The sequence below is a fragment of the Klebsiella sp. M5al genome (assembly GCF_002090195.1).
Classification (GTDB): domain Bacteria; phylum Pseudomonadota; class Gammaproteobacteria; order Enterobacterales; family Enterobacteriaceae; genus Klebsiella; species Klebsiella grimontii.
Genome location: NZ_CP020657.1, coordinates 4,478,884 through 4,501,036 on the forward strand (window position 1 = coordinate 4,478,884; position 22,153 = coordinate 4,501,036).

13 protein-coding genes, 1 tRNA gene, 3 rRNA genes and 1 other annotated feature are annotated in these 22,153 nt (G+C 53.2%); of the genes, 6 read left to right on the forward strand and 11 right to left on the reverse strand.

The window, feature by feature from the left end:
- Positions 1-7: 7 nt before the first annotated feature.
- From BWI76_RS21400 to BWI76_RS21410, 3 genes are all read left to right on the forward strand, one after another.
- Positions 8-2,686, forward strand: coding sequence for a bifunctional acetate--CoA ligase family protein/GNAT family N-acetyltransferase (locus BWI76_RS21400; protein ID WP_004132776.1), 2,679 nt, complete (start codon positions 8-10; stop codon positions 2,684-2,686).
- Positions 2,687-2,779: 93 nt separating this feature from the next.
- Positions 2,780-4,135 (forward strand): CDP-diacylglycerol--serine O-phosphatidyltransferase, encoded by a 1,356-nt coding sequence (gene pssA / locus BWI76_RS21405; protein ID WP_024359372.1) that lies wholly within the window; start codon positions 2,780-2,782, stop codon positions 4,133-4,135.
- 51 nt (positions 4,136-4,186) lie between these two features.
- On the forward strand, positions 4,187-4,501 hold the full coding sequence (locus BWI76_RS21410; RefSeq protein WP_369816503.1) for a YfiM family lipoprotein: 315 nt from the start codon (positions 4,187-4,189) through the stop codon (positions 4,499-4,501).
- A 2-nt stretch (positions 4,502-4,503) separates the two neighbouring features.
- Here the strand turns inward: BWI76_RS21410 and BWI76_RS21415 are convergent, their stop codons facing one another.
- From BWI76_RS21415 to rluD, 8 genes are all read right to left on the reverse strand, one after another.
- Positions 4,504-5,802, reverse strand: coding sequence for an MFS transporter (locus BWI76_RS21415; protein WP_004132772.1), 1,299 nt, complete (start codon positions 5,800-5,802; stop codon positions 4,504-4,506).
- Positions 5,803-6,120: 318 nt separating this feature from the next.
- Positions 6,121-6,236: ribosomal RNA gene (rrf, locus tag BWI76_RS21420) — 5S ribosomal RNA — on the reverse strand.
- A 69-nt stretch (positions 6,237-6,305) separates the two neighbouring features.
- Positions 6,306-9,212 (reverse strand): 23S ribosomal RNA (locus BWI76_RS21425).
- A 190-nt stretch (positions 9,213-9,402) separates the two neighbouring features.
- Positions 9,403-9,477 (reverse strand) — tRNA-Glu (locus BWI76_RS21430).
- Positions 9,478-9,564: 87 nt separating this feature from the next.
- Positions 9,565-11,104 (reverse strand): 16S ribosomal RNA (locus BWI76_RS21435).
- Together the 16S, 23S and 5S rRNA genes with 1 tRNA gene alongside form the textbook arrangement of a ribosomal RNA operon.
- Before the next feature lie 455 nt (positions 11,105-11,559).
- Positions 11,560-14,133, reverse strand: a complete 2,574-nt coding sequence (gene clpB / locus BWI76_RS21440; protein ID WP_064371614.1) for an ATP-dependent chaperone ClpB — start codon at positions 14,131-14,133, stop codon at positions 11,560-11,562.
- A gap of 127 nt (positions 14,134-14,260) precedes the next feature.
- Complete coding sequence (gene yfiH, locus BWI76_RS21445; protein ID WP_004136947.1) at positions 14,261-14,992, reverse strand: purine nucleoside phosphorylase YfiH; 732 nt, start codon at positions 14,990-14,992, stop codon at positions 14,261-14,263.
- Positions 14,989-15,969, reverse strand: coding sequence for a 23S rRNA pseudouridine(1911/1915/1917) synthase RluD (rluD, locus tag BWI76_RS21450; RefSeq protein WP_004123738.1), 981 nt, complete (start codon positions 15,967-15,969; stop codon positions 14,989-14,991). Before rluD ends, yfiH begins: the two co-directional genes overlap by 4 nt.
- A 132-nt stretch (positions 15,970-16,101) precedes the next feature.
- On the opposite strand from rluD, the gene bamD reads away from it, so the two are divergent.
- From bamD to pheA, 3 genes are all read left to right on the forward strand, one after another.
- The gene (gene bamD, locus BWI76_RS21455; RefSeq protein WP_004123741.1) at positions 16,102-16,839 is read left to right on the forward strand and encodes an outer membrane protein assembly factor BamD; all 738 of its coding nucleotides are present in this window, start codon (positions 16,102-16,104) and stop codon (positions 16,837-16,839) included.
- 271 nt (positions 16,840-17,110) lie between these two features.
- Positions 17,111-17,446 (forward strand): ribosome-associated translation inhibitor RaiA, encoded by a 336-nt coding sequence (raiA, locus tag BWI76_RS21460; RefSeq protein ID WP_004104616.1) that lies wholly within the window; start codon positions 17,111-17,113, stop codon positions 17,444-17,446.
- A gap of 106 nt (positions 17,447-17,552) precedes the next feature.
- Positions 17,553-17,677 (forward strand) — a sequence feature (Phe leader region).
- A gap of 30 nt (positions 17,678-17,707) precedes the next feature.
- Positions 17,708-18,868, forward strand: a complete 1,161-nt coding sequence (gene pheA / locus BWI76_RS21465) for a bifunctional chorismate mutase/prephenate dehydratase (protein WP_024358391.1) — start codon at positions 17,708-17,710, stop codon at positions 18,866-18,868.
- On the opposite strand, the gene BWI76_RS21470 is transcribed toward pheA, so the two are convergent.
- The 3 genes from BWI76_RS21470 to aroF all read right to left on the reverse strand — a co-directional run bounded on the left by BWI76_RS21470 (position 18,865) and on the right by aroF (position 22,007).
- Positions 18,865-19,737 (reverse strand): SMP-30/gluconolactonase/LRE family protein, encoded by an 873-nt coding sequence (locus BWI76_RS21470; protein ID WP_004136936.1) that lies wholly within the window; start codon positions 19,735-19,737, stop codon positions 18,865-18,867. The two genes, pheA and BWI76_RS21470, sit on opposite strands and share 4 nt — an antisense overlap.
- Before the next feature lie 68 nt (positions 19,738-19,805).
- On the reverse strand, positions 19,806-20,927 hold the full coding sequence (gene tyrA / locus BWI76_RS21475) for a bifunctional chorismate mutase/prephenate dehydrogenase (protein WP_004136934.1): 1,122 nt from the start codon (positions 20,925-20,927) through the stop codon (positions 19,806-19,808).
- A gap of 9 nt (positions 20,928-20,936) precedes the next feature.
- Positions 20,937-22,007, reverse strand: a complete 1,071-nt coding sequence (gene aroF, locus BWI76_RS21480) for a 3-deoxy-7-phosphoheptulonate synthase AroF (RefSeq protein WP_004136932.1) — start codon at positions 22,005-22,007, stop codon at positions 20,937-20,939.
- Positions 22,008-22,153 lie beyond the last annotated feature (146 nt).

Here is a 22,153-nt window from a genome sequence, read left to right on the forward strand (position 1 = left end):
GACCGGTATGAGCCAACGAGGCCTGGAAGCATTGCTGCGGCCAAAGTCGATCGCCGTTATTGGCGCGTCAATGAAACCACAGCGCGCCGGTTATCTGATGATGCGCAACCTGCTGGCTGGCGGGTTTAACGGCCCCGTCCTCCCCGTTACGCCAGCGTGGAAAGCGGTTCAGGGCGTACTGGCCTGGCCTGACGTCGATAGCCTGCCCTTCACGCCCGATCTCGCGGTGCTTTGCACCAACGCCCGCAGAAACCTTGAGCTGCTGGAAGCGCTGGGGCAAAAAGGGTGCAAAACCTGCATCATTCTCTCTTCCATACCCGAACAGTATCCCGCTCTGCTGGAATGTGCCGCTCGCTATCAGATGCGGCTGCTCGGCCCGAACAGTCTTGGCCTGCTTGCGCCGTGGCAGGGTCTTAACGCCAGCTTTTCGCCGGTGCCTATACATCGCGGTAAACTGGCGTTTATTTCGCAATCGGCGGCGGTCTCCAATACTATCCTCGACTGGGCTCAGCAGCGTGAGATGGGTTTTTCTTACTTTATTGCGCTGGGCGATAGCCTGGACATCGACGTTGATGACCTGCTTGATTTCCTCGCTCGCGACAGTAAAACCAGCGCGATTTTGCTCTATCTCGAACACCTCAGCGATGCCCGCCGCTTTGTCTCGGCGGCCCGTAGCGCATCGCGTAATAAGCCGATCCTGGTGATTAAAAGCGGACGCAGTCCGGCTGCGCAGAAGCTCCTGCACGTCAACTCCGGCATGGATCCGGCGTGGGACGCCGCTATTCAGCGCGCAGGCTTATTGCGGGTACAGGATACGCACGAGCTGTTCTCTGCGGTCGAAACCCTCAGCCACATGCGCCCGCTGCGCGGCGAGAAACTGATGATTATCAGCAACGGCGCCGCTCCGGCTGCGCTGGCGCTGGATGAGCTCTGGCTGCGCAACGGCAAACTCGCCGCTCTCAGCGAAGAGACCAGCAGCGCTCTCCGTCAGGCATTACCGGAAACTATCGCTATCGCCAACCCGCTGGATCTCCGCGATGACGCCAGCAGCGAGCATTACCTCAAAGCGCTGAACATATTGCTGGATAGCCATGACTACGATGCGCTACTGGTGATCCATTCCCCCAGCGCTGCCGCGCCGGGGACAGAGAGCGCGCTGGCGCTGATTGACGCTCTGAAGCGTCATCCGCGCGGCAAATACGTTACGGTTCTCACCAACTGGTGCGGTGAGTTCTCTTCACAAGAAGCGCGGCGTCTGTTTAGCGATGCGGGGCTGCCGACCTATCGAACGCCTGAGGGAACGATTACCGCTTTTATGCACATGGTGGAGTACCGGCGTAACCAGAAACAGCTCAGGGAAACTCCGGTCCTGTCAGATTCGTTAACCACTAACACTGCCGAAGCGCACAGCCTGCTGCAACGCGCAATGAATGAAGGCGCAACGTCGCTGGATACCCATGAAGTGAGCCCCGTGCTGCGCGCTTACGGTATTCATACTCTGCCAACGTGGATTGCCGCCGATAGCGCCGAGGCTGTACATATCGCCGAGCAGATTGGCTACCCCGTCGCTCTGAAGCTACGCTCGCCCGATATTCCGCATAAGTCGGAAGTTCAGGGGGTTATGCTTTATCTGCGCACGGCAACCGAGGTACAGCAGGCCGCGGATGCGATCTTCGATCGCGTCAAAATGACCTGGCCTCAGGCGCGTATTCACGGGCTGCTGGTGCAAAGCATGGCTAATCGCGCCGGGGCGCAAGAGCTGCGGGTTGTGGTTGAGCACGATCCGGTTTTTGGGCCGCTGATCATGCTGGGAGAAGGCGGCGTCGAATGGCGGGCTGAGGATCAGGCCGCCGTCGCGCTCCCGCCGCTGAATATGAACCTTGCGCGCTACCTCGTTATCCAGGCCATCAAAAGTAAAAAAGTGCGCGGGCGCAGCGCGCTGCGCCCGCTCGATATACCCGGCCTGAGCCAGCTACTGGTACAGGTATCGAATTTGATCGTCGACTGCCCGGAAATACAGCGCCTGGATATTCACCCTCTTCTGGCTTCCGGCCACGAGTTCACCGCGCTTGACGTCACGTTAACGCTCGCCCCTTTCACCGGCGACAGCGAAAGCCGCCTCGCCATACGCCCTTATCCACAGCAGCAGGAGGAGTGGGTGGTGATGAAGAATGGCGAACGCTGCCTTTTCCGTCCCATACTCCCGGAAGATGAGCCGCAGCTGATGGCCTTTATCGCTCAGGTCACAAAGGAAGATCTCTATTATCGTTACTTCAGCGAAATCAACGAATTTACCCATGATGATTTAGCCAATATGACGCAGATCGACTACGATCGAGAAATGGCCTTTGTTGCTGTGCGCACCACGGCCGAGGGGGATGAGATCCTCGGCGTGACGCGGGCGATCTCCGACCCGGATAATATCGATGCCGAGTTTGCCGTCCTGGTGCGCTCCGACCTGAAAGGTATGGGTTTAGGCCGCAAGCTCCTGGAAAAGCTGATTGCCTATACGCAAAACCACGGCCTGCAGCGGCTGAATGGTATTACCATGCCGAATAATAAAGGCATGATCGGCCTTGCCAGAAAGCTAGGATTCTCGGTTGATATTCAGCTTGAAGATGGGATTGTCAGTTTGTCTCTACAGCTTGTACCTGAGCAATTACAAACGGCTGGCCGCAATTGTTGACTACTTTAACGGGCAGTAATGGTATTATTGCCCGCTTACGTCGTCTGCATGGTACAGAAGACCCTTCAATAAACAGAGAAGAAACGCACTGTGATGTTGTCAAAATTTAAACGCAATAAACATCAACAACACCTTGCCCAACTCCCTAAGCTTTCTCAGTCAGTTGATGATATCGAGTTCTTTTACGCTCCGGCAGATTTTCGGCAAGCGTTACTGGCCAGGATAGCTCAAGCCACCCAGCGTATTTGTATCATTGCGCTTTATCTGGAACAGGATGATGGCGGCAAAGGAATTTTGCAGGCGCTATACGACGCTAAGCGTCAGCGTCCAGAATTAGATGTGCAGGTGCTGGTCGACTGGCATCGCGCCCAGCGCGGGCGTATTGGCGCCGCGGCGTCAAACACCAATGCCGACTGGTACTGCCGCATGGCTCAGGAAAACCCCGGTGTTGACATCCCGGTTTATGGCGTTCCGGTCAATACCCGGGAAGCGCTCGGCGTTCTCCATTTCAAAGGCTTTATCATTGATGACAGCGTGCTCTACAGCGGCGCCAGTCTGAATGACGTTTACCTGCATCAGCACGATAAGTATCGCTATGACCGCTACCAGTGCATTCGCAACGGTAAAATGGCCGATGTGATGTTCGACTGGGTTGAGAATAACCTGGTGCAAGGGCGTGGAGTTAACCGCCTTGACAGGGCCGATCGGCCAAAAAGTCCGGAAATCAAAAATGACATCCGTCAGTATCGCCAGGAACTCCGCGATAGCGGCTATCATTTTCTCGGCAATGCTGATGAAGATCAGCTGTCGGTTACCCCTTTAGTTGGTCTGGGGAAGACCAGCCTGCTGAATAAAACCATTTTCCATCTGATGCCCTGCGCTGAGCATAAGCTGACTATCTGTACCCCTTATTTCAACCTGCCCGCTCTGCTAGTGCGTAATATCATTCAACTGCTACGCAGCGGGAAGAAAGTTGAAATTATTGTTGGTGATAAAACCGCTAATGATTTCTATATACCGGAAGATCAGCCCTTTAAAATTATCGGCGCGCTGCCCTACCTTTATGAAATCAATCTGCGGCGCTTTCTGAGCCGACTACAGTATTATGTCAACACCGATCAGCTGATTGTCCGTTTATGGAAGGACGACGATAACAGCTACCACCTGAAAGGCATGTGGGTTGATGACGAATGGATGCTGCTGACCGGCAACAACTTGAACCCGCGCGCCTGGCGACTGGATTTAGAGAACGCGATTCTTATCCACGACCCTAAACATCAGCTTGGCGCAATGCGTGAAAAAGAGCTCAATCTCATCCGCAAACATACTACGATCGTTCAGCATTATCGCGATTTGCAAAGTATTGCCGATTACCCGATAAAGGTACGCAAACTGATCAGGCGTCTGCGACGTATTCGAATCGACCGTCTTATCAGCCGTATTCTCTGAATTCTCGCCCCGCCCAGCGGGGCTTTTTCTGGAATTAGTATGCGCGTCATCATGCTTATTGTCCCACTATTATTACTGACCGGCTGCAGCCATATGGCTAATGATGCATGGAGTGGCCAGGATAAAGCCCAACACTTCCTCGCCTCAGCCATGCTTTCCGCCGCAGGCAACGAATATGCCCAACATCAGGGCTATAGCCGCGACCGTAGTGCCGCCATTGGCTTTATGTTTTCCGTGAGTTTAGGGGCATCGAAGGAGCTATGGGACAGCCGCCCATCCGGGAGCGGCTGGAGCTGGAAGGATTTCGCCTGGGATGTGGCAGGTGCCACTACCGGCTATGCGGTATGGCAGCTGGCACATCAGTAAGCCTACAAACGTAGACCTTTGCCTTTACGATGTAGCGTCAGGGACACCAGGAATGCGATCGCTCCCATTACGGTCACGTACCAGTAAAAAGCGTGCTCAATTCCTGCCGATTTTAATGACAGCGCGACGTACTCGGCCGAGCCGCCAAATAGCGCATTCGCCACCGCATAAGATAGCCCAACCCCCAGGGCGCGTACCTGTGCCGGAAACATTTCAGCCTTCAGAATTCCGCTAATTGAGGTATAAAAGCTCACTATCAGCAGGGCACATATTACTAAAGCAAATGCTGCATACGGCGAACTCACGTTCTGTAATGCATTGAGAATCGGGACAGTAAAGACGGTAACAAGTACGCCAAAACAGAGCATTGAGGTCCGGCGGCCAATCTTATCCGAGAGCGCGCCGAAAAGCGGCTGAACCAGCATATAAACAAATAAAGCCGCGGTCATAATCATGCTGGCGGTACCCGCCGTCATGCCAGCGGTGTTGACCAGATATTTCTGCATATAGGTTGTAAAGGTATAAAAGCTTAATGAACCTGCGGCAGTGAATCCGAGCACCATGATAAATGCCTTGCGGTTACGCCATAATCCTTTAAACGATCCCGCTTCTTTTAACGCGCGAGTTTCCTGTTTTGAGGTTTCGTCCAACTGGCGGCGCAGCCACAGGGCAACGATGGCTAATACTGCGCCGAGAGCGAAGGGGATCCGCCATCCCCACGCATGCAGCGCCTCATCGCTGAGGATCTGTTGTAACGCAACAACAACAAGTACAGCCAGAAGTTGGCCGCCAATCAGCGTGACGTACTGAAATGAGGCATAGAAGCCTTTTTTACCTTCTACGGCAACTTCGCTCATATAGGTAGCGCTGGTACCGTATTCTCCGCCAACGGACAGACCCTGGAATAAACGAGCCAGCAATAGCAGAGCCGGAGCCCAGGTCCCTATCGTTGCATAACCCGGCAAGCAGGCAATCACCAGAGAACCAAAACACATCATGCAAACAGAGATAAGCATGGAGGTTTTACGTCCACGGCGATCGGCAATACGCCCGAATATCCAGCCCCCGATCGGACGCATCAGAAAACCAGCAGCGAAGACCCCTGCAGTTTGTAACAATTGCGTAGTGGTGTTGCCAGAAGGAAAGAAGATGTGCGCAAAGTAGAGTGAGCAAAATGAATAGACGTAGAAATCAAACCATTCAACCAAATTCCCTGATGATGCCCCTACGATTGCCCATATACGACGCCGGGTATCACCGTGATCCTGGGATTCACGTTCGCTAATACTGCTTTCTGTCATTGTAATTCTGCTCCAGCAAAGACTGCAATCTGCTGTGTTGGATGACCCAACTCACTCAGACAAATTAATTAGTAAACCAAATGTTATATAATTGTTATTATTTTATATGTGATAAATATCACATTTTATTTCTTACTGTGGCGATTCAAGATTAACGCGAACGGACAGGCTGGGATGAAGTGAAATATGAGGGTAAGTCCCTCTGGACAGGCTTTTATATTACAAGGAAGGAGGGGAACGCATGGCTGGCCGGGACGATTTTGCTTATCTGAAACGCAAAAAGCCCATCCGTCAGGATGGGCTCTTCACTTAATTGATGCCTGGCAGTTCCCTACTCTCACATGGGGAGACCCCACACTACCATCGGCGCTACGGCGTTTCACTTCTGAGTTCGGCATGGGGTCAGGTGGGACCACCGCGCTAGTGCCGCCAGGCAAATTCTGTTTAATCTGTATCAGGCTGAAAATCTTCTCTCAAATCCGCCAAAACATCTTCGGCGTTGTAAGGTTAAGCCTCACGGTTCATTAGTACCGGTTAGCTCAACGCATCGCTGCGCTTACACACCCGGCCTATCAACGTCGTCGTCTTCAACGTTCCTTCAGGACTCTCAAGGAGTCAGGGAGAACTCATCTCGGGGCAAGTTTCGTGCTTAGATGCTTTCAGCACTTATCTCTTCCGCATTTAGCTACCGGGCAATGCCATTGGCATGACAACCCGAACACCAGTGATGCGTCCACTCCGGTCCTCTCGTACTAGGAGCAGCCCCCCTCAATTCTCCAGCGCCCACGGCAGATAGGGACCGAACTGTCTCACGACGTTCTAAACCCAGCTCGCGTACCACTTTAAATGGCGAACAGCCATACCCTTGGGACCTACTTCAGCCCCAGGATGTGATGAGCCGACATCGAGGTGCCAAACACCGCCGTCGATATGAACTCTTGGGCGGTATCAGCCTGTTATCCCCGGAGTACCTTTTATCCGTTGAGCGATGGCCCTTCCATTCAGAACCACCGGATCACTATGACCTGCTTTCGCACCTGCTCGCGCCGTCACGCTCGCAGTCAAGCCAGCTTATGCCATTGCACTAACCTCCTGATGTCCGACCAGGATTAGCTGACCTTCGTGCTCCTCCGTTACTCTTTAGGAGGAGACCGCCCCAGTCAAACTACCCACCAGACACTGTCCGCAACCCGGATAACGGGCCCACGTTAGAACACCAGCCATTAAAGGGTGGTATTTCAAGGATGGCTCCACGCAGACTGGCGTCCACGCTTCAAAGCCTCCCACCTATCCTACACATCAAGGACCAGTGTTCAGTGTCAAGCTATAGTAAAGGTTCACGGGGTCTTTCCGTCTTGCCGCGGGTACACTGCATCTTCACAGCGAGTTCAATTTCACTGAGTCTCGGGTGGAGACAGCCTGGCCATCATTACGCCATTCGTGCAGGTCGGAACTTACCCGACAAGGAATTTCGCTACCTTAGGACCGTTATAGTTACGGCCGCCGTTTACCGGGGCTTCGATCAAGAGCTTCTCCTTACGGATAACCCCATCAATTAACCTTCCGGCACCGGGCAGGCGTCACACCGTATACGTCCACTTTCGTGTTTGCACAGTGCTGTGTTTTTAATAAACAGTTGCAGCCAGCTGGTATCTTCGACTGATTTCAGCTCCATGGGTAAACCACTTCACCTACATATCAGCGTGCCTTCTCCCGAAGTTACGGCACCATTTTGCCTAGTTCCTTCACCCGAGTTCTCTCAAGCGCCTTGGTATTCTCTACCTGACCACCTGTGTCGGTTTGGGGTACGATTTGATGTTACCTGATGCTTAGAGGCTTTTCCTGGAAGCAGGGCATTTGTCACTTCAGCACCGTAGTGCCTCGTCATCACACCTCAGCGTTGATAACGTTCCGGATTTACCTGGAACATCCGCCTACATGCTTAAACCGGGACAACCGTCGCCCGGCCAACATAGCCTTCTCCGTCCCCCCTTCGCAGTAACACCGAGTACAGGAATATTAACCTGTTTCCCATCGACTACGCCTTTCGGCCTCGCCTTAGGGGTCGACTCACCCTGCCCCGATTAACGTTGGACAGGAACCCTTGGTCTTCCGGCGTGCGGGTTTTTCACCCGCATTATCGTTACTTATGTCAGCATTCGCACTTCTGATACCTCCAGCAACCCTCACAGGCCACCTTCAACGGCTTACAGAACGCTCCCCTACCCAACAACACATAGTGTCGCTGCCGCAGCTTCGGTGCATGGTTTAGCCCCGTTACATCTTCCGCGCAGGCCGACTCGACCAGTGAGCTATTACGCTTTCTTTAAATGATGGCTGCTTCTAAGCCAACATCCTGGCTGTCTGGGCCTTCCCACATCGTTTCCCACTTAACCATGACTTTGGGACCTTAGCTGGCGGTCTGGGTTGTTTCCCTCTTCACGACGGACGTTAGCACCCGCCGTGTGTCTCCCGTGATAACATTCTTCGGTATTCGTAGTTTGCATCGGGTTGGTAAGTCGGGATGACCCCCTAGCCGAAACAGTGCTCTACCCCCGAAGATGAATTCACGAGGCGCTACCTAAATAGCTTTCGGGGAGAACCAGCTATCTCCCGGTTTGATTGGCCTTTCACCCCCAGCCACAAGTCATCCGCTAATTTTTCAACATTAGTCGGTTCGGTCCTCCAGTTAGTGTTACCCAACCTTCAACCTGCCCATGGCTAGATCACCGGGTTTCGGGTCTATACCCTGCAACTTAACGCCCAGTTAAGACTCGGTTTCCCTGCGGCTCCCCTATACGGTTAACCTTGCTACAGAATATAAGTCGCTGACCCATTATACAAAAGGTACGCAGTCACCCCATAAAGAGGCTCCTACTGCTTGTACGTACACGGTTTCAGGTTCTTTTTCACTCCCCTCGCCGGGGTTCTTTTCGCCTTTCCCTCACGGTACTGGTTCACTATCGGTCAGTCAGGAGTATTTAGCCTTGGAGGATGGTCCCCCCATATTCAGACAGGATACCACGTGTCCCGCCCTACTCTTCGAGTTCACAGCCTGTGTGCTTTAGTGTACGGGAGTATCACCCTGTACCCTGCGACTTTCCAGACGCTTCCACTAACACACAAGCTGATTCAGACTCCGGGCTGCTCCCCGTTCGCTCGCCGCTACTGGGGGAATCTCGGTTGATTTCTTTTCCTCGGGGTACTTAGATGTTTCAGTTCCCCCGGTTCGCCTCGTTTGACTATGTATTCATCAAACGATAGTGCAACGAATTGCACTGGGTTTCCCCATTCGGACATCGCCGGCTATAACGGTTCATATCACCTTACCGACGCTTTTCGCAGATTAGCACGTCCTTCATCGCCTCTGACTGCCAGGGCATCCACCGTGTACGCTTAGTCGCTTAACCTCACAACCCGAAGATGTTTCGTGAAACATCGTCGTGTCGCGAAAATTTGAGAGACTCGAACACACATTAGCTGTGTGTCGTTTCAATTTTCAGCTTGATCCAGATTTTTAAAGAGCAAATATCTCAAACGTCACCCGAAGATGAGTTTTGAGATATCGGTTGGTTGTGCCTTTCACTCACAGCCAGCAAGTGGCGTCCCCTAGGGGATTCGAACCCCTGTTGCCGCCGTGAAAGGGCGGAGTCCTAACCGCTAGACGAAGGGGACACGAGGTGTCGCGACTTCGCAGCCGTCTTGCTTCTTTACATCTATCAGACAATCTGTGTGAGCACTACAAAGGCAGGTTCTTTCAGGTAAGGAGGTGATCCAACCGCAGGTTCCCCTACGGTTACCTTGTTACGACTTCACCCCAGTCATGAATCACAAAGTGGTAAGCGCCCTCCCGAAGGTTAAGCTACCTACTTCTTTTGCAACCCACTCCCATGGTGTGACGGGCGGTGTGTACAAGGCCCGGGAACGTATTCACCGTGGCATTCTGATCCACGATTACTAGCGATTCCGACTTCATGGAGTCGAGTTGCAGACTCCAATCCGGACTACGACATACTTTATGAGGTCCGCTTGCTCTCGCGAGGTCGCTTCTCTTTGTATATGCCATTGTAGCACGTGTGTAGCCCTACTCGTAAGGGCCATGATGACTTGACGTCATCCCCACCTTCCTCCAGTTTATCACTGGCAGTCTCCTTTGAGTTCCCGGCCGGACCGCTGGCAACAAAGGATAAGGGTTGCGCTCGTTGCGGGACTTAACCCAACATTTCACAACACGAGCTGACGACAGCCATGCAGCACCTGTCTCAGAGTTCCCGAAGGCACCAAAGCATCTCTGCTAAGTTCTCTGGATGTCAAGAGTAGGTAAGGTTCTTCGCGTTGCATCGAATTAAACCACATGCTCCACCGCTTGTGCGGGCCCCCGTCAATTCATTTGAGTTTTAACCTTGCGGCCGTACTCCCCAGGCGGTCGACTTAACGCGTTAGCTCCGGAAGCCACTCCTCAAGGGAACAACCTCCAAGTCGACATCGTTTACAGCGTGGACTACCAGGGTATCTAATCCTGTTTGCTCCCCACGCTTTCGCACCTGAGCGTCAGTCTTTGTCCAGGGGGCCGCCTTCGCCACCGGTATTCCTCCAGATCTCTACGCATTTCACCGCTACACCTGGAATTCTACCCCCCTCTACAAGACTCCAGCCTGCCAGTTTCGAATGCAGTTCCCAGGTTGAGCCCGGGGATTTCACATCCGACTTGACAGACCGCCTGCGTGCGCTTTACGCCCAGTAATTCCGATTAACGCTTGCACCCTCCGTATTACCGCGGCTGCTGGCACGGAGTTAGCCGGTGCTTCTTCTGCGGGTAACGTCAATGAATAAGGTTATTAACCTTACTCCCTTCCTCCCCGCTGAAAGTACTTTACAACCCGAAGGCCTTCTTCATACACGCGGCATGGCTGCATCAGGCTTGCGCCCATTGTGCAATATTCCCCACTGCTGCCTCCCGTAGGAGTCTGGACCGTGTCTCAGTTCCAGTGTGGCTGGTCATCCTCTCAGACCAGCTAGGGATCGTCGCCTAGGTGAGCCGTTACCCCACCTACTAGCTAATCCCATCTGGGCACATCTGATGGCAAGAGGCCCGAAGGTCCCCCTCTTTGGTCTTGCGACGTTATGCGGTATTAGCTACCGTTTCCAGTAGTTATCCCCCTCCATCAGGCAGTTTCCCAGACATTACTCACCCGTCCGCCACTCGTCACCCGAGAGCAAGCTCTCTGTGCTACCGTTCGACTTGCATGTGTTAGGCCTGCCGCCAGCGTTCAATCTGAGCCATGATCAAACTCTTCAATTTAAGTTTGATGCTCGTAGAATTAAACTTCGTAATGAATTACGTGTTCACTCTTTGAGACTTGGTATTCATTTTTCGTCCGAAGACGTTAAGAATCCATGTCACTTTGAGTGCCCACACAGATTGTCTGATAAATTTTTAAAGAGCAGTGCAACGCGGCTTTCGCTCACCGTTGCGAGGTCCCGTATAATACGTTTTCCTCATTCAGAGTCAAGCGTTTAATTTCGCTTTTCTCTGCCGGTATTCATCGCTGAATCCCGCTGACCCGGCGGCTTGCGTGCCGTTGTTCCGTGTCAGTGGAGGCGCATTATAGGGAGTAATTCTGAAGTGGCAAGGGGAATTTTAAAAAAAAAACCTCACCTGCTTAATTTTCGGCCAAAATATCGGCTGAGATTAAATTATTGCCTGGTTTTTAAACAAAAACGAGCCCAGGGGGCCCGTTTTTGCTGTTTTGTGATTTACTGCACTGCCACTATCCGGTCATTTTTCACGACCAGCTGCACTTCTTTACCTGGTATCAGCTCACCGGAAAGAATCTGCTGTGCCAGGGGGTTTTCGATCTGCTGCTGAATAGCACGTTTCAGAGGACGTGCGCCATAAACCGGATCGTACCCATTTTCGCTCAGCAGCTTCAGCGCCTCATCAGAGAGGTGGACTTCGTAGCCGCGCTCCTCCAGTCGTTTATACAACCGCTGCAGCTGAATCTGCGCAATAGAAGCAATGTGTTTTTCACCTAACGGGTGGAAGACAACCACTTCATCAATACGGTTGATAAACTCCGGGCGGAAGCTTTGACTAACCACACCCAGCACCAGATCTTTCATGTGACTGTAATCCAGCGCACCAAAACGTTCCTGAATGAGATCCGAACCGAGGTTGGAGGTCATAATGACAACCGTATTGCGGAAGTCGACCGTTCTCCCCTGCCCGTCAGTCAAACGTCCATCGTCCAGTACCTGCAGCAGAATGTTAAAGACATCCGGATGCGCTTTTTCCACTTCATCCAGCAGGATGACGGAATAAGGACGACGGCGGACCGCCTCAGTGAGATAGCCACCTTCTTCATAACCGACGTATCCCGGAGGCGCCCCAACCAGACGTGAAACGGAATGTTTCTCCATAAACTCTGACATGTCGATACGTACCATTGCATCGTCGCTGTCAAACATAAAGTTAGCCAGCGCTTTACAGAGTTCTGTTTTACCTACCCCAGTAGGACCGAGGAACAGGAACGAGCCAATCGGACGGTTAGGATCGGATAACCCGGCACGACTACGGCGGATCGCATTCGATACCGCTTCAACCGCTTCGTTCTGACCAATAACGCGGCTATGCAGCTCCTGCTCCATACGCAGCAGCTTCTCACGTTCGCCTTCGAGCATTCTCGCAACCGGAATCCCCGTCCAACGAGCCAACACTTCCGCGATTTCCGCATCCGTGACTTTATTCCGCAGCAGGCGCATCGTCTTGCCTTCAGACTGCGTTGCCGCCGCCATCTGTTTTTCCAGTTCCGGGATCTTGCCGTACTGCAGCTCGGACATCCGCGCCAGATCGCCGACGCGACGCGCCTGCTCAATCGCGATTTTAGCCTGTTCCAGCTCGGCCTTAATCGTCTGGGTGCCGGAGAGCGACGCTTTTTCAGCCTTCCACTCTTCTTCTAAGACTGAATATTGACGCTCTTTATCCGCCAGTTCCTCATTCAGCATATCCAACCGCTTAATGCTGGCTTCATCAGACTCTTTCTTCAGCGCCTGCTGTTCCAGCTTGAGCTGAATGATGCGTCGATCGAGTCTGTCCAGCTCTTCCGGTTTTGAGTCAATCTGCATACGGATACTGGATGCAGCTTCATCGATCAGGTCAATAGCTTTGTCCGGCAGCTGTCGGTCAGCGATATAACGGTGGGACAGCGTAGCCGCCGCTACAATCGCCGGGTCAGTGATCTGCACGTGGTGGTGCAGTTCATAACGTTCTTTCAGACCACGCAAAATCGCAATGGTATCTTCAACCGTCGGTTCCGCAACGAACACTTTCTGGAAACGACGCTCCAGCGCGGCGTCTTTCTCAATGTACTGGCGATATTCATCCAGCGTCGTGGCGCCCACGCAGTGCAGCTCACCACGCGCCAGCGCCGGTTTCAGCATATTCCCGGCGTCCATGGCACCGTCTGCTTTACCTGCGCCCACCATCGTGTGCAGCTCATCGATAAACAGGATGACGTTGCCTTCCTGCTTGGCGAGATCGTTTAGCACGCCTTTTAAGCGTTCTTCAAACTCACCGCGATACTTGGCACCCGCCACTAGCGCGCCCATATCGAGCGCCAGGACCCGACGCCCCTTCAATCCTTCCGGTACTTCACCATTGACGATCCGCTGCGCCAGTCCTTCAACAATGGCCGTTTTACCTACGCCGGGTTCACCAATAAGCACCGGGTTATTTTTGGTACGACGCTGCAGAACCTGAATCGTTCGACGAATTTCTTCATCACGGCCAATCACCGGGTCAAGCTTACCCTGCTCGGCACGTTCGGTTAGATCGACGGTAAATTTTTTCAAAGCCTGACGTTGGTCTTCGGCTCCCTGATCGTTCACGCTTTCACCTCCGCGCATTTGTTCAATCGCCTGACTCACGTTAGCGGTTGTGGCTCCGGCGGATTTTAAAAGGTCGGTCAGCGTGCCGCGGGATTCAAGTACCGCCAGAACGAACAGTTCTGACGAAATAAAGTTGTCCTTTCTCTTTTGCGCCAGCTTGTCGCAAAGGTTAAGGATACGCACTAAATCCTGGGACGGTTGAACATCGCCACCGGTACCTTCCACCTGCGGCAATCGGCTCAACGCCTGTTCAATATTGGTGCGTAACTCTCCGGCGTTAATGCCAGCCGAAGTTAATAAAGGACGTACCGATCCCCCTTCCTGATTCAGCAAGGCGCTCATTAGATGAAGAGGTTCGATGAATTGGTTGTCGTGCCCAAGCGCAAGAGACTGGGCATCGGCAAGAGCAAGCTGGAATTTATTGGTAAGACGATCCAGACGCATAACTCCTCCCATAACAGGTCAAATTTGCTACTGGAGATTAAATGAGGTCATCCCTCAATTATTCAAGGTTAAAGACCTGAACTATGCAAAAATAAGTTTGCCTTCTGGATCGTCTTAGCTCGGCAGGTTATATCAGCCAGATGAAACTTGCCATACGACCCGTCGTCTTGTCGCGACGATAAGAGAAAAAATCATCTTTTTCGCTGAGGGTGCAGCGGTCGCCGCCAAAAATCTGCTCAACGCCAACGCCCGTCAGACGCTGACGAGCAAGCTGATAGATATCAGCAAAATACTTCTCACCCGCAGGGCGAAATGCGCGCTCCGCTTGAGCATCTTTTGTCACAAAGGCTTCGCGCACTTCCGGGCCGACCTCAAACGCATCCGGCCCGATGGCGGGGCCAAGCCAGGCCATAATGTTTTCCGGGCTATCGGCAAAACAGGCAACGGTTTCTTCCAGCACGCCTTCGCAAAGACCTCGCCAGCCGGCATGAGCAGCCGCAACTTCCGTACCCGCGCGGTTACAAAAAAGCACCGGCAGGCAATCTGCGGTCATTACCGCGCATACCGTACCCGGCACATTGCAGTATGACGCATCCGCGCGCTTTGAAGCGTACGGCCCGCCGTCGAGTTTCAACACTGCCGTACCGTGAACCTGTTCCAGCCACACCGGGTATGACGGCAGACCGCCGGCGGCGAACATGCGCCGACGATTCTCTTCTACGTGCTGCAGATTGTCTCCGCAATGAGCGCCGAGGTTAAGTGAATCGTATGGCGATAAACTCACCCCGCCAACGCGCGTGGAACTACAGGCAGCCACGCCTTCCGGCATCGGCCATTGCGGTACAATCACTTTAGTCATAACCAGTCGATATCGTCTTTATGAGTTTCAAAATCAGCGCGCATGGCATCGATCAAATCAACCATATCCTGCGGAATTGGCGCATGCCATTCCATCTCAATACCGCTGATCGGATGGTATAAGCGCAGCATCGTGGCGTGGAGAGCCTGGCGGTCGAACTTACGCAGAGCAGTGATGAACTCTTCCGACGCACCTTTAGGCGGACGCGGGCGTCCCCCATAAACCTGATCGCCCACCAGCGGATGGGTGATGTGCGCCATGTGCACGCGAATCTGGTGCGTACGACCGGTCTCGAGGCGCAAACGCAAACGAGTATGAATGCGAAAATGCTCCATGATCCGATAGTGCGTCACCGCCGGTTTCCCCATGGGATGTACCGCCATATGCGTACGCTTGGTCGGGTGACGGCTAATCGGTTCTTCAACCGTTCCGCCAGCCGTCATATGACCAATCGCCACCGCTTCATATTCACGGGTAATTTCACGCAGCTGCAGGGATTCCACCAGCCGGGTTTGCGCTGGGATAGTCTTTGCTACCACCATTAAACCGGTGGTGTCTTTATCAAGACGGTGCACGATCCCCGCCCGCGGCACGTCAGCAATGGCCGGATAGTAGTGCAACAGCGCATTCAGCACAGTACCGTCAGGGTTGCCCGCGCCGGGGTGCACAACTAAATCGCGCGGTTTATTAATTACGAGGATGTCATCATCTTCATAAACGATATTGAGCGGAATATCCTGCGGTTGGAAACGGACTTCTTCTTCGATTTCAACATCGATAGCAATCGTCTCTCCCCCCAGCACTTTCTCTTTCGGCTTGTCGCTGACGCAGCCGTTTACCAGCACTCTCTGGTCAAGGATCCATTCTTTTATGCGCGAACGCGAATAATCCGGGAACAATTCGGCCAAAGCCTGATCTAAGCGTTGTCCGAGTTGATTTTCGGACACCGTTGCGTTGAGTTGTACTCGTTGTGCCATATACAGCTTCTTCGTTTTAACGTTGGGTTTTACGGCTTTGCCGTTTAATATAGTGTGCTATTGTAGCTGGTCTTAATCGGGAGCAGGAACAGAGATTCTCCCGCATAAACATTTTGAGGAAGTCAAAACGTCATGACGCGCATGAAATACCTGGTGGCAGCAGCCACACTGAGCCTGGCTTTGGTGGGTTGCTCTGGCTCAAAGGAGGAGGTGCCCGATAATCCGCCGAATGAGATCTACGCGACCGCTCAGCAAAAGCTGCAGGACGGTAACTGGAAACAGGCAATAACGCAACTGGAAGCGTTGGATAACCGTTATCCCTTTGGACCTTATTCCCAACAGGTACAGTTGGACCTGATTTATGCGTACTACAAAAACGCCGATCTACCGCTGGCTCAGGCCGCTATCGATCGCTTTGTGCGCCTGAACCCGACCCATCCTAACATTGATTACGTTATTTATATGCGTGGTCTGACAAATATGGCGTTGGATGACAGTGCGCTGCAGGGCTTCTTCGGCGTCGACCGTTCTGACCGCGACCCGCAACACGCGCGCGATGCCTTTAACGACTTCTCCAAACTGGTTCGTGGCTATCCCAACAGCCAGTACTCTACTGACGCCTATAAACGTATGGTGTTCCTGAAGGATCGTCTGGCGAAGTACGAGCTGTCGGTAGTGGATTACTACACCGATCGTGGCGCATGGGTTGCGGTAGTTAACCGCGTAGACGGCATGCTGCGTAACTATCCGGATACGCAGGCCACCCGCGATGCGCTGCCGAAGATGGAAAACGCCTACCGTCAGATGCAGATGAACGCGCAGGCTGACAAGGTTGCGAAAATTATTGCGGCCAACAGCAAGAACACCTGATAGCCCTTAGATAAGCAAAACGGCAGCCAAATGGCTGCCGTTTTTTTATTCGTTAAATAGCTCAGCTGAAGCGGTTTAGCGCCGAGTTAACTCATCAAATATGGATCTCTTTCTTCCTTTCCACAAGTAAAATCTCACCTGTTCCTGTCCTGTCTCACAAAACAGATTTGTTGACAAAAAGTGACAATAAAATGTGATTTAAATCACGCATTTTGACATTGGGCGAGGTATGCTGAGTTCACCAAGACGGGAAAGACAAGAGGTAAAATTTATGACAATGAACATTACCAGTAAACAAATGGAAATTACTCCGGCAATCCGCCAGCACGTCGCAGACCGTCTCGCCAAACTGGATAAATGGCAAACCCACTTAATTAACCCGCACATCATCCTCTCTAAGGAGCCGCAGGGTTTTGTCGCTGACGCCACCATCAATACGCCAAACGGGCATCTGGTTGCCAGCGCGCGGCACGAAGACATGTATGCCGCAATCAACGAATTGATCAACAAGCTGGAACGGCAGCTCAATAAAGTGCAGCACAAAGGGGAAGCCCGCCGCGCCGCCACATCGGTGAAAGAGGCAGGCTTTGTGGAAGAAGAAGAGTAATCCTTAACTTAAGCTTGTGTCATGCCACGCGCCTCCGGGCGCGTTTTTTATTGACAGAGTGAAAACAGTACAGGTACTGTAATCCCCACTAACTCAAGGAATTCATCATGCAACCGAACCTGTTCTTCTTCGCATTCTTTTTTACCTTCCCCTGAATGGGAGGCAATTCGTCGTGTGATAAAGAATGCGAAGACGAACAACAAGGCCTCCCAAACGGGAGGCCTTTTTTATTGATAATCAATAACAAGAAAGGCAACACATATGACCGAGGAAAACCCATTACTGGCGCTACGCGATAAGATCAGCGCTCTGGATGAGAAGCTGCTGGCGCTGCTGGCGGAACGCCGCGGCCTGGCCGTAGAGGTAGGAAAAGCCAAGCTGGCATCGCATCGCCCGGTGCGGGATATCGACCGCGAGCGGGACCTGCTGGAACGCCTGATGACGTTGGGAAAAAAACATCATCTCGATGCCCACTACATCACGCGCCTGTTCCAGCTGATCATTGAAGACTCGGTCCTTACCCAACAAACGCTACTGCAGCAGCACCTCAATAAAATCAATCCGCACTCCGCCCGCGTGGCGTTTCTCGGACCGAAAGGTTCATATTCGCATCTTGCGGCCCGCCAGTATGCCGCCCGCCACTTTGAACAGTTTATCGAAAGCGGCTGTGCGAAATTCGCCGATATCTTTGAGCAAGTGGAGACGGGCCAGGCCGACTATGCCGTGGTCCCTATTGAAAATACCAGCTCCGGCGGCATCAATGATGTTTACGATCTTCTGCAGCACACTACTTTATCTATCGTCGGCGAGCTGACTCTGCCTATCGATCACTGCGTGCTGGTTTCAACATCCACCGACGCGCAACAGATTACGACGGTCTACAGCCATCCGCAGCCGTTCCAGCAGTGCAGCCAGTACCTCAGCCGCTATCCGCACTGGAATATTGAATATACCGATAGCACCTCCTCAGCGATGGAAAAAGTCGCTCAGGCTAAATCGCCGACCGTGGCCGCCCTGGGCAGCGAAGCAGGCGGAGCGCTGCACGGTTTGCAGGTACTGGAACATTGTCAGGCTAACCAAACGCAAAATATCACCCGCTTCCTGGTTCTGGCGCGTAAAGCGGTGGAAGTATCCGATCAGGTTCCCGCAAAAACCACGCTGTTGATGGCCACCGGCCAGCAAGCCGGGGCCCTGGTAGAAGCGCTGCTGGTGCTGCGAAACCATAACCTGATCATGACCAAGCTGGAGTCGCGTCCCATTCACGGTAATCCGTGGGAAGAGATGTTTTATCTGGATATCCAGGCCAACCTGGAATCACTGCCAATGCGTAAAGCCTTAAAAGAGCTGGCCGAGATAACCCGTTCCATGAAGGTGCTGGGCTGTTATGCCAGCGAAAACGTGGTACCGGTCGATCCGGTTTAACGCTCTATAAACGGCAATTTCTTCATCCCTGCCACGCTAACCGGCAGGGTGAAGATGGCCCCGGAAAGCGGATATTTCGCCACTTCCTCAGCATCCATATTCTCCCGCGTGGTGGTGATATAGAGCGTCTTCATATCCGTTCCGCCAAAACAGACCATCGTCGGGCAACGCACCGGTAAACGATGCTCCTCCAGCTGCTCGCCCGTCGGTGAAAAGCGGGCAATACGCCAACCGTCAAACATCGCGCTCCAGTAGCAACCTTCAGCATCGATGGCCGCGCCATCAGGAATTCCCTCACCCGGATGAAAACGGCGAAAGACCTCGCGTTTCCCCGCCTCGCCCCGCTTATCGAGAGGTGTTCGATAGATAACGGCATTCGGCGTATCCGAGGTATACATCCAACGCTTGTCTTCGCTAAACGCCAGACCGTTAGCGCCGTGAATATCGCACTGGATAACCTGCGGGGAGAGATCGCTATCGATGCGCATCAAGAGCGCGCCGTTAAAATCGCCCGGCCCCCAGAAAGTTCCGGCATAAAAACGGCCGTCGCGATCGGTTCCACCATCGTTAAAGCGTGCTAATTGCGGATTGCTGGGGTTATCGCAGACTTTTCGCTGCAGCAGGCCATGCGCATCCGTGAGCCAGATACCGCTACGTAAAGCGACGATAAAACCGCCCTTCGCGCGCAGGGCAAAACAACCGGGCTCCTCGGGAAACTGTAGTACCTGATGTTCACCCGTCCGCACGTCGTAACGATGAATCTCGCACTCCATAATATCGGCCCAGTACAAGGCCTGTTCGGCTTCGCTCCAGGTCGGACACTCCGGTAAATGCCCGGTATAATCAAACAGCGGTTGTGGTTCAGCCATCGTTTTCATCCCTATAAAAAAAGCCAGCGGGTCACCCCTCTGGCTTTATTGTATACGCGTTTTACGCCTTACTGCCGATTATCATTCGCCTGGCGCAGCAACGTCCGGCTTTCGCTCTGGAAGCGCTGGGCATAGTCCCCGAACCAGTGTTCAACCTTACGGAAGCTATCGATAAACGCCTGTTTATCCCCCTGCTCCAGCAGGCCGATAGCTTCACCGAAACGCTGGTAGTATCGCTTAATCAGCGCCAGGTTATTTTCCGAGGACATAATAATGTCAGCGTAGAGCTGCGGATCCTGGGCAAACAGTCGGCCAACCATCGCCAGCTCCAGACGATAAATTGGCGACGAGAGCGCTAAAAGTTGCTCAAGACGCACGTTCTCTTCGGCCAGATGCAGGCCATAAGCGAAGGTAGCAAAGTGGCGCAACGCCTGAATAAAGGCCATGTTCTGGTCGTGTTCGACGGCGCTGATACGATGCAACCGAGCGCCCCAGACCTGAATTTGCTCAAGAAACCACTGGTAGGCCTCAGGCTGGCGGCCATCGCAATACACCACTACCTGCTTCGCCAGGCTGCCGCTATCAGGACCAAACATAGGATGCAGACCCAATACCGGACCTTTATGCGCAGCCAGCATCGCCTGCAGCGGTTCCGCTTTCACCGAAGCCAAATCGACCAGGATGCAGTCCGCCGGCAGCGGAGGCAGCTGAGCAATCGTCGCCGCCGTGATATGAATCGGCACGCTGACGATAACCATACCGGCATCGGCGACAATCTCGTCCGCCCGCGACCAGTCGTCTTTCTCCAGGATACGAACCTGATATCCGGAAAGCGTCAGCATTTTCTCAAACAGACGCCCCATTTGCCCGCCGCCACCGACAATAACGACCGGACGCAGGTTCGGATAAAGCGTTTTAAAACCTTTATCGTTTTCGCTGGAATAAGACTCACGCATGACGCGACGCAGGACATCTTCGATAAGATCCGGCGGAACCCCAAGCGCAGCAGCCTCCTCACGGCGGGAGGCCAGCATCGCCGATTCACGCTCAGGGACGTAAATCGGCAGGCCATAATGGCTTTTAACCTCTCCGACTTGCGCTACCAGCTCCAGGCGCTTCGCCAGCAGCTCCAGCAGCGCTTTATCGACTTCATCAATTTGATCGCGTAACGCGGTCAGTTCAGCAACCATACAATCCTCTTACGCCAGACGAGCCGCCAGATGGCCTCGCAGATCCTTATCAAGTTCGCGGAGCAGCGCATCGGTGGTTTCCCAACTAATGCAGGCATCGGTCACCGAGACGCCGTATTTCATATCGCAACGCGGCTGCTCAGAGGACTGATTACCTTCGTGGATATTGCTCTCAATCATCAGACCAATAATGGAACGGTTACCATCTTTGATCTGCGCGACCACGGATTCCGCAACCGCGGGCTGACGGCGGTAGTCTTTATTCGAATTCCCATGGCTGCAATCTACCATCAGGGAAGGCTTCAGTCCCGCCTGAGTCATCTCTTTTTCGCACTTCGCGACGTCTTCCGGGCCATAGTTTGGCGCTTTCCCACCGCGCAAAATGACGTGACCGTTCGGGTTGCCCTGGGTTTGCAGCAGGCACACCTGTCCAGCCTGGTTGATGCCGACGAAACGGTGCGGCATTGCGGCAGCGCGCATCGCGTTAATGGCGGTGGCAAGGCTACCGTCGGTGCCGTTTTTAAACCCAACCGGCATCGACAGGCCTGAAGCCATTTCGCGGTGAGTCTGGGATTCCGTCGTACGCGCGCCGATAGCGGACCAGCTAAACAGATCGCCGAGGTACTGAGGACTATTTGGATCCAACGCTTCCGTCGCCAACGGTAGCCCCATATTGACCAGTTCAACCAGCAGATGACGCGCAATCTTCAGGCCGCCTTCCACATCAAAAGAACCATCCATATGCGGATCGTTAATCAGCCCTTTCCAGCCAACGGTGGTACGGGGTTTTTCAAAATAGACGCGCATGACCAGATAGAGGCTATCGCTGACCTCTGCGGCAAGAGCTTTAAAACGACGAGCGTACTCAATGGCGGTTTCAGGATCGTGAATTGAGCAAGGACCACACACCACCAGCAAGCGCGGATCGCGACCGGCGATGATGTCAGAGATGGTCTGCCGAGAGTGCGCGATCTGCGCTTCCTGCTCAACGCTCAAAGGGAATTCAGCTTTTAACTGATCCGGAGTGATCAAAACCTGTTCATCGGTAATATGTACGTTGTTCAGCGCGTCTTTTTGCATGATTGCGATCCTGTATAGCTCGTTTGCGATAGTTATTGCCTCAGCGAGGATGACGTAACGATACCACACAAAGTAAAGATTTCAATCCATATTCCGTAAATTTTACTTTACACGTGGAAATTAAATCGCGCTAAACTCCCTTTTTA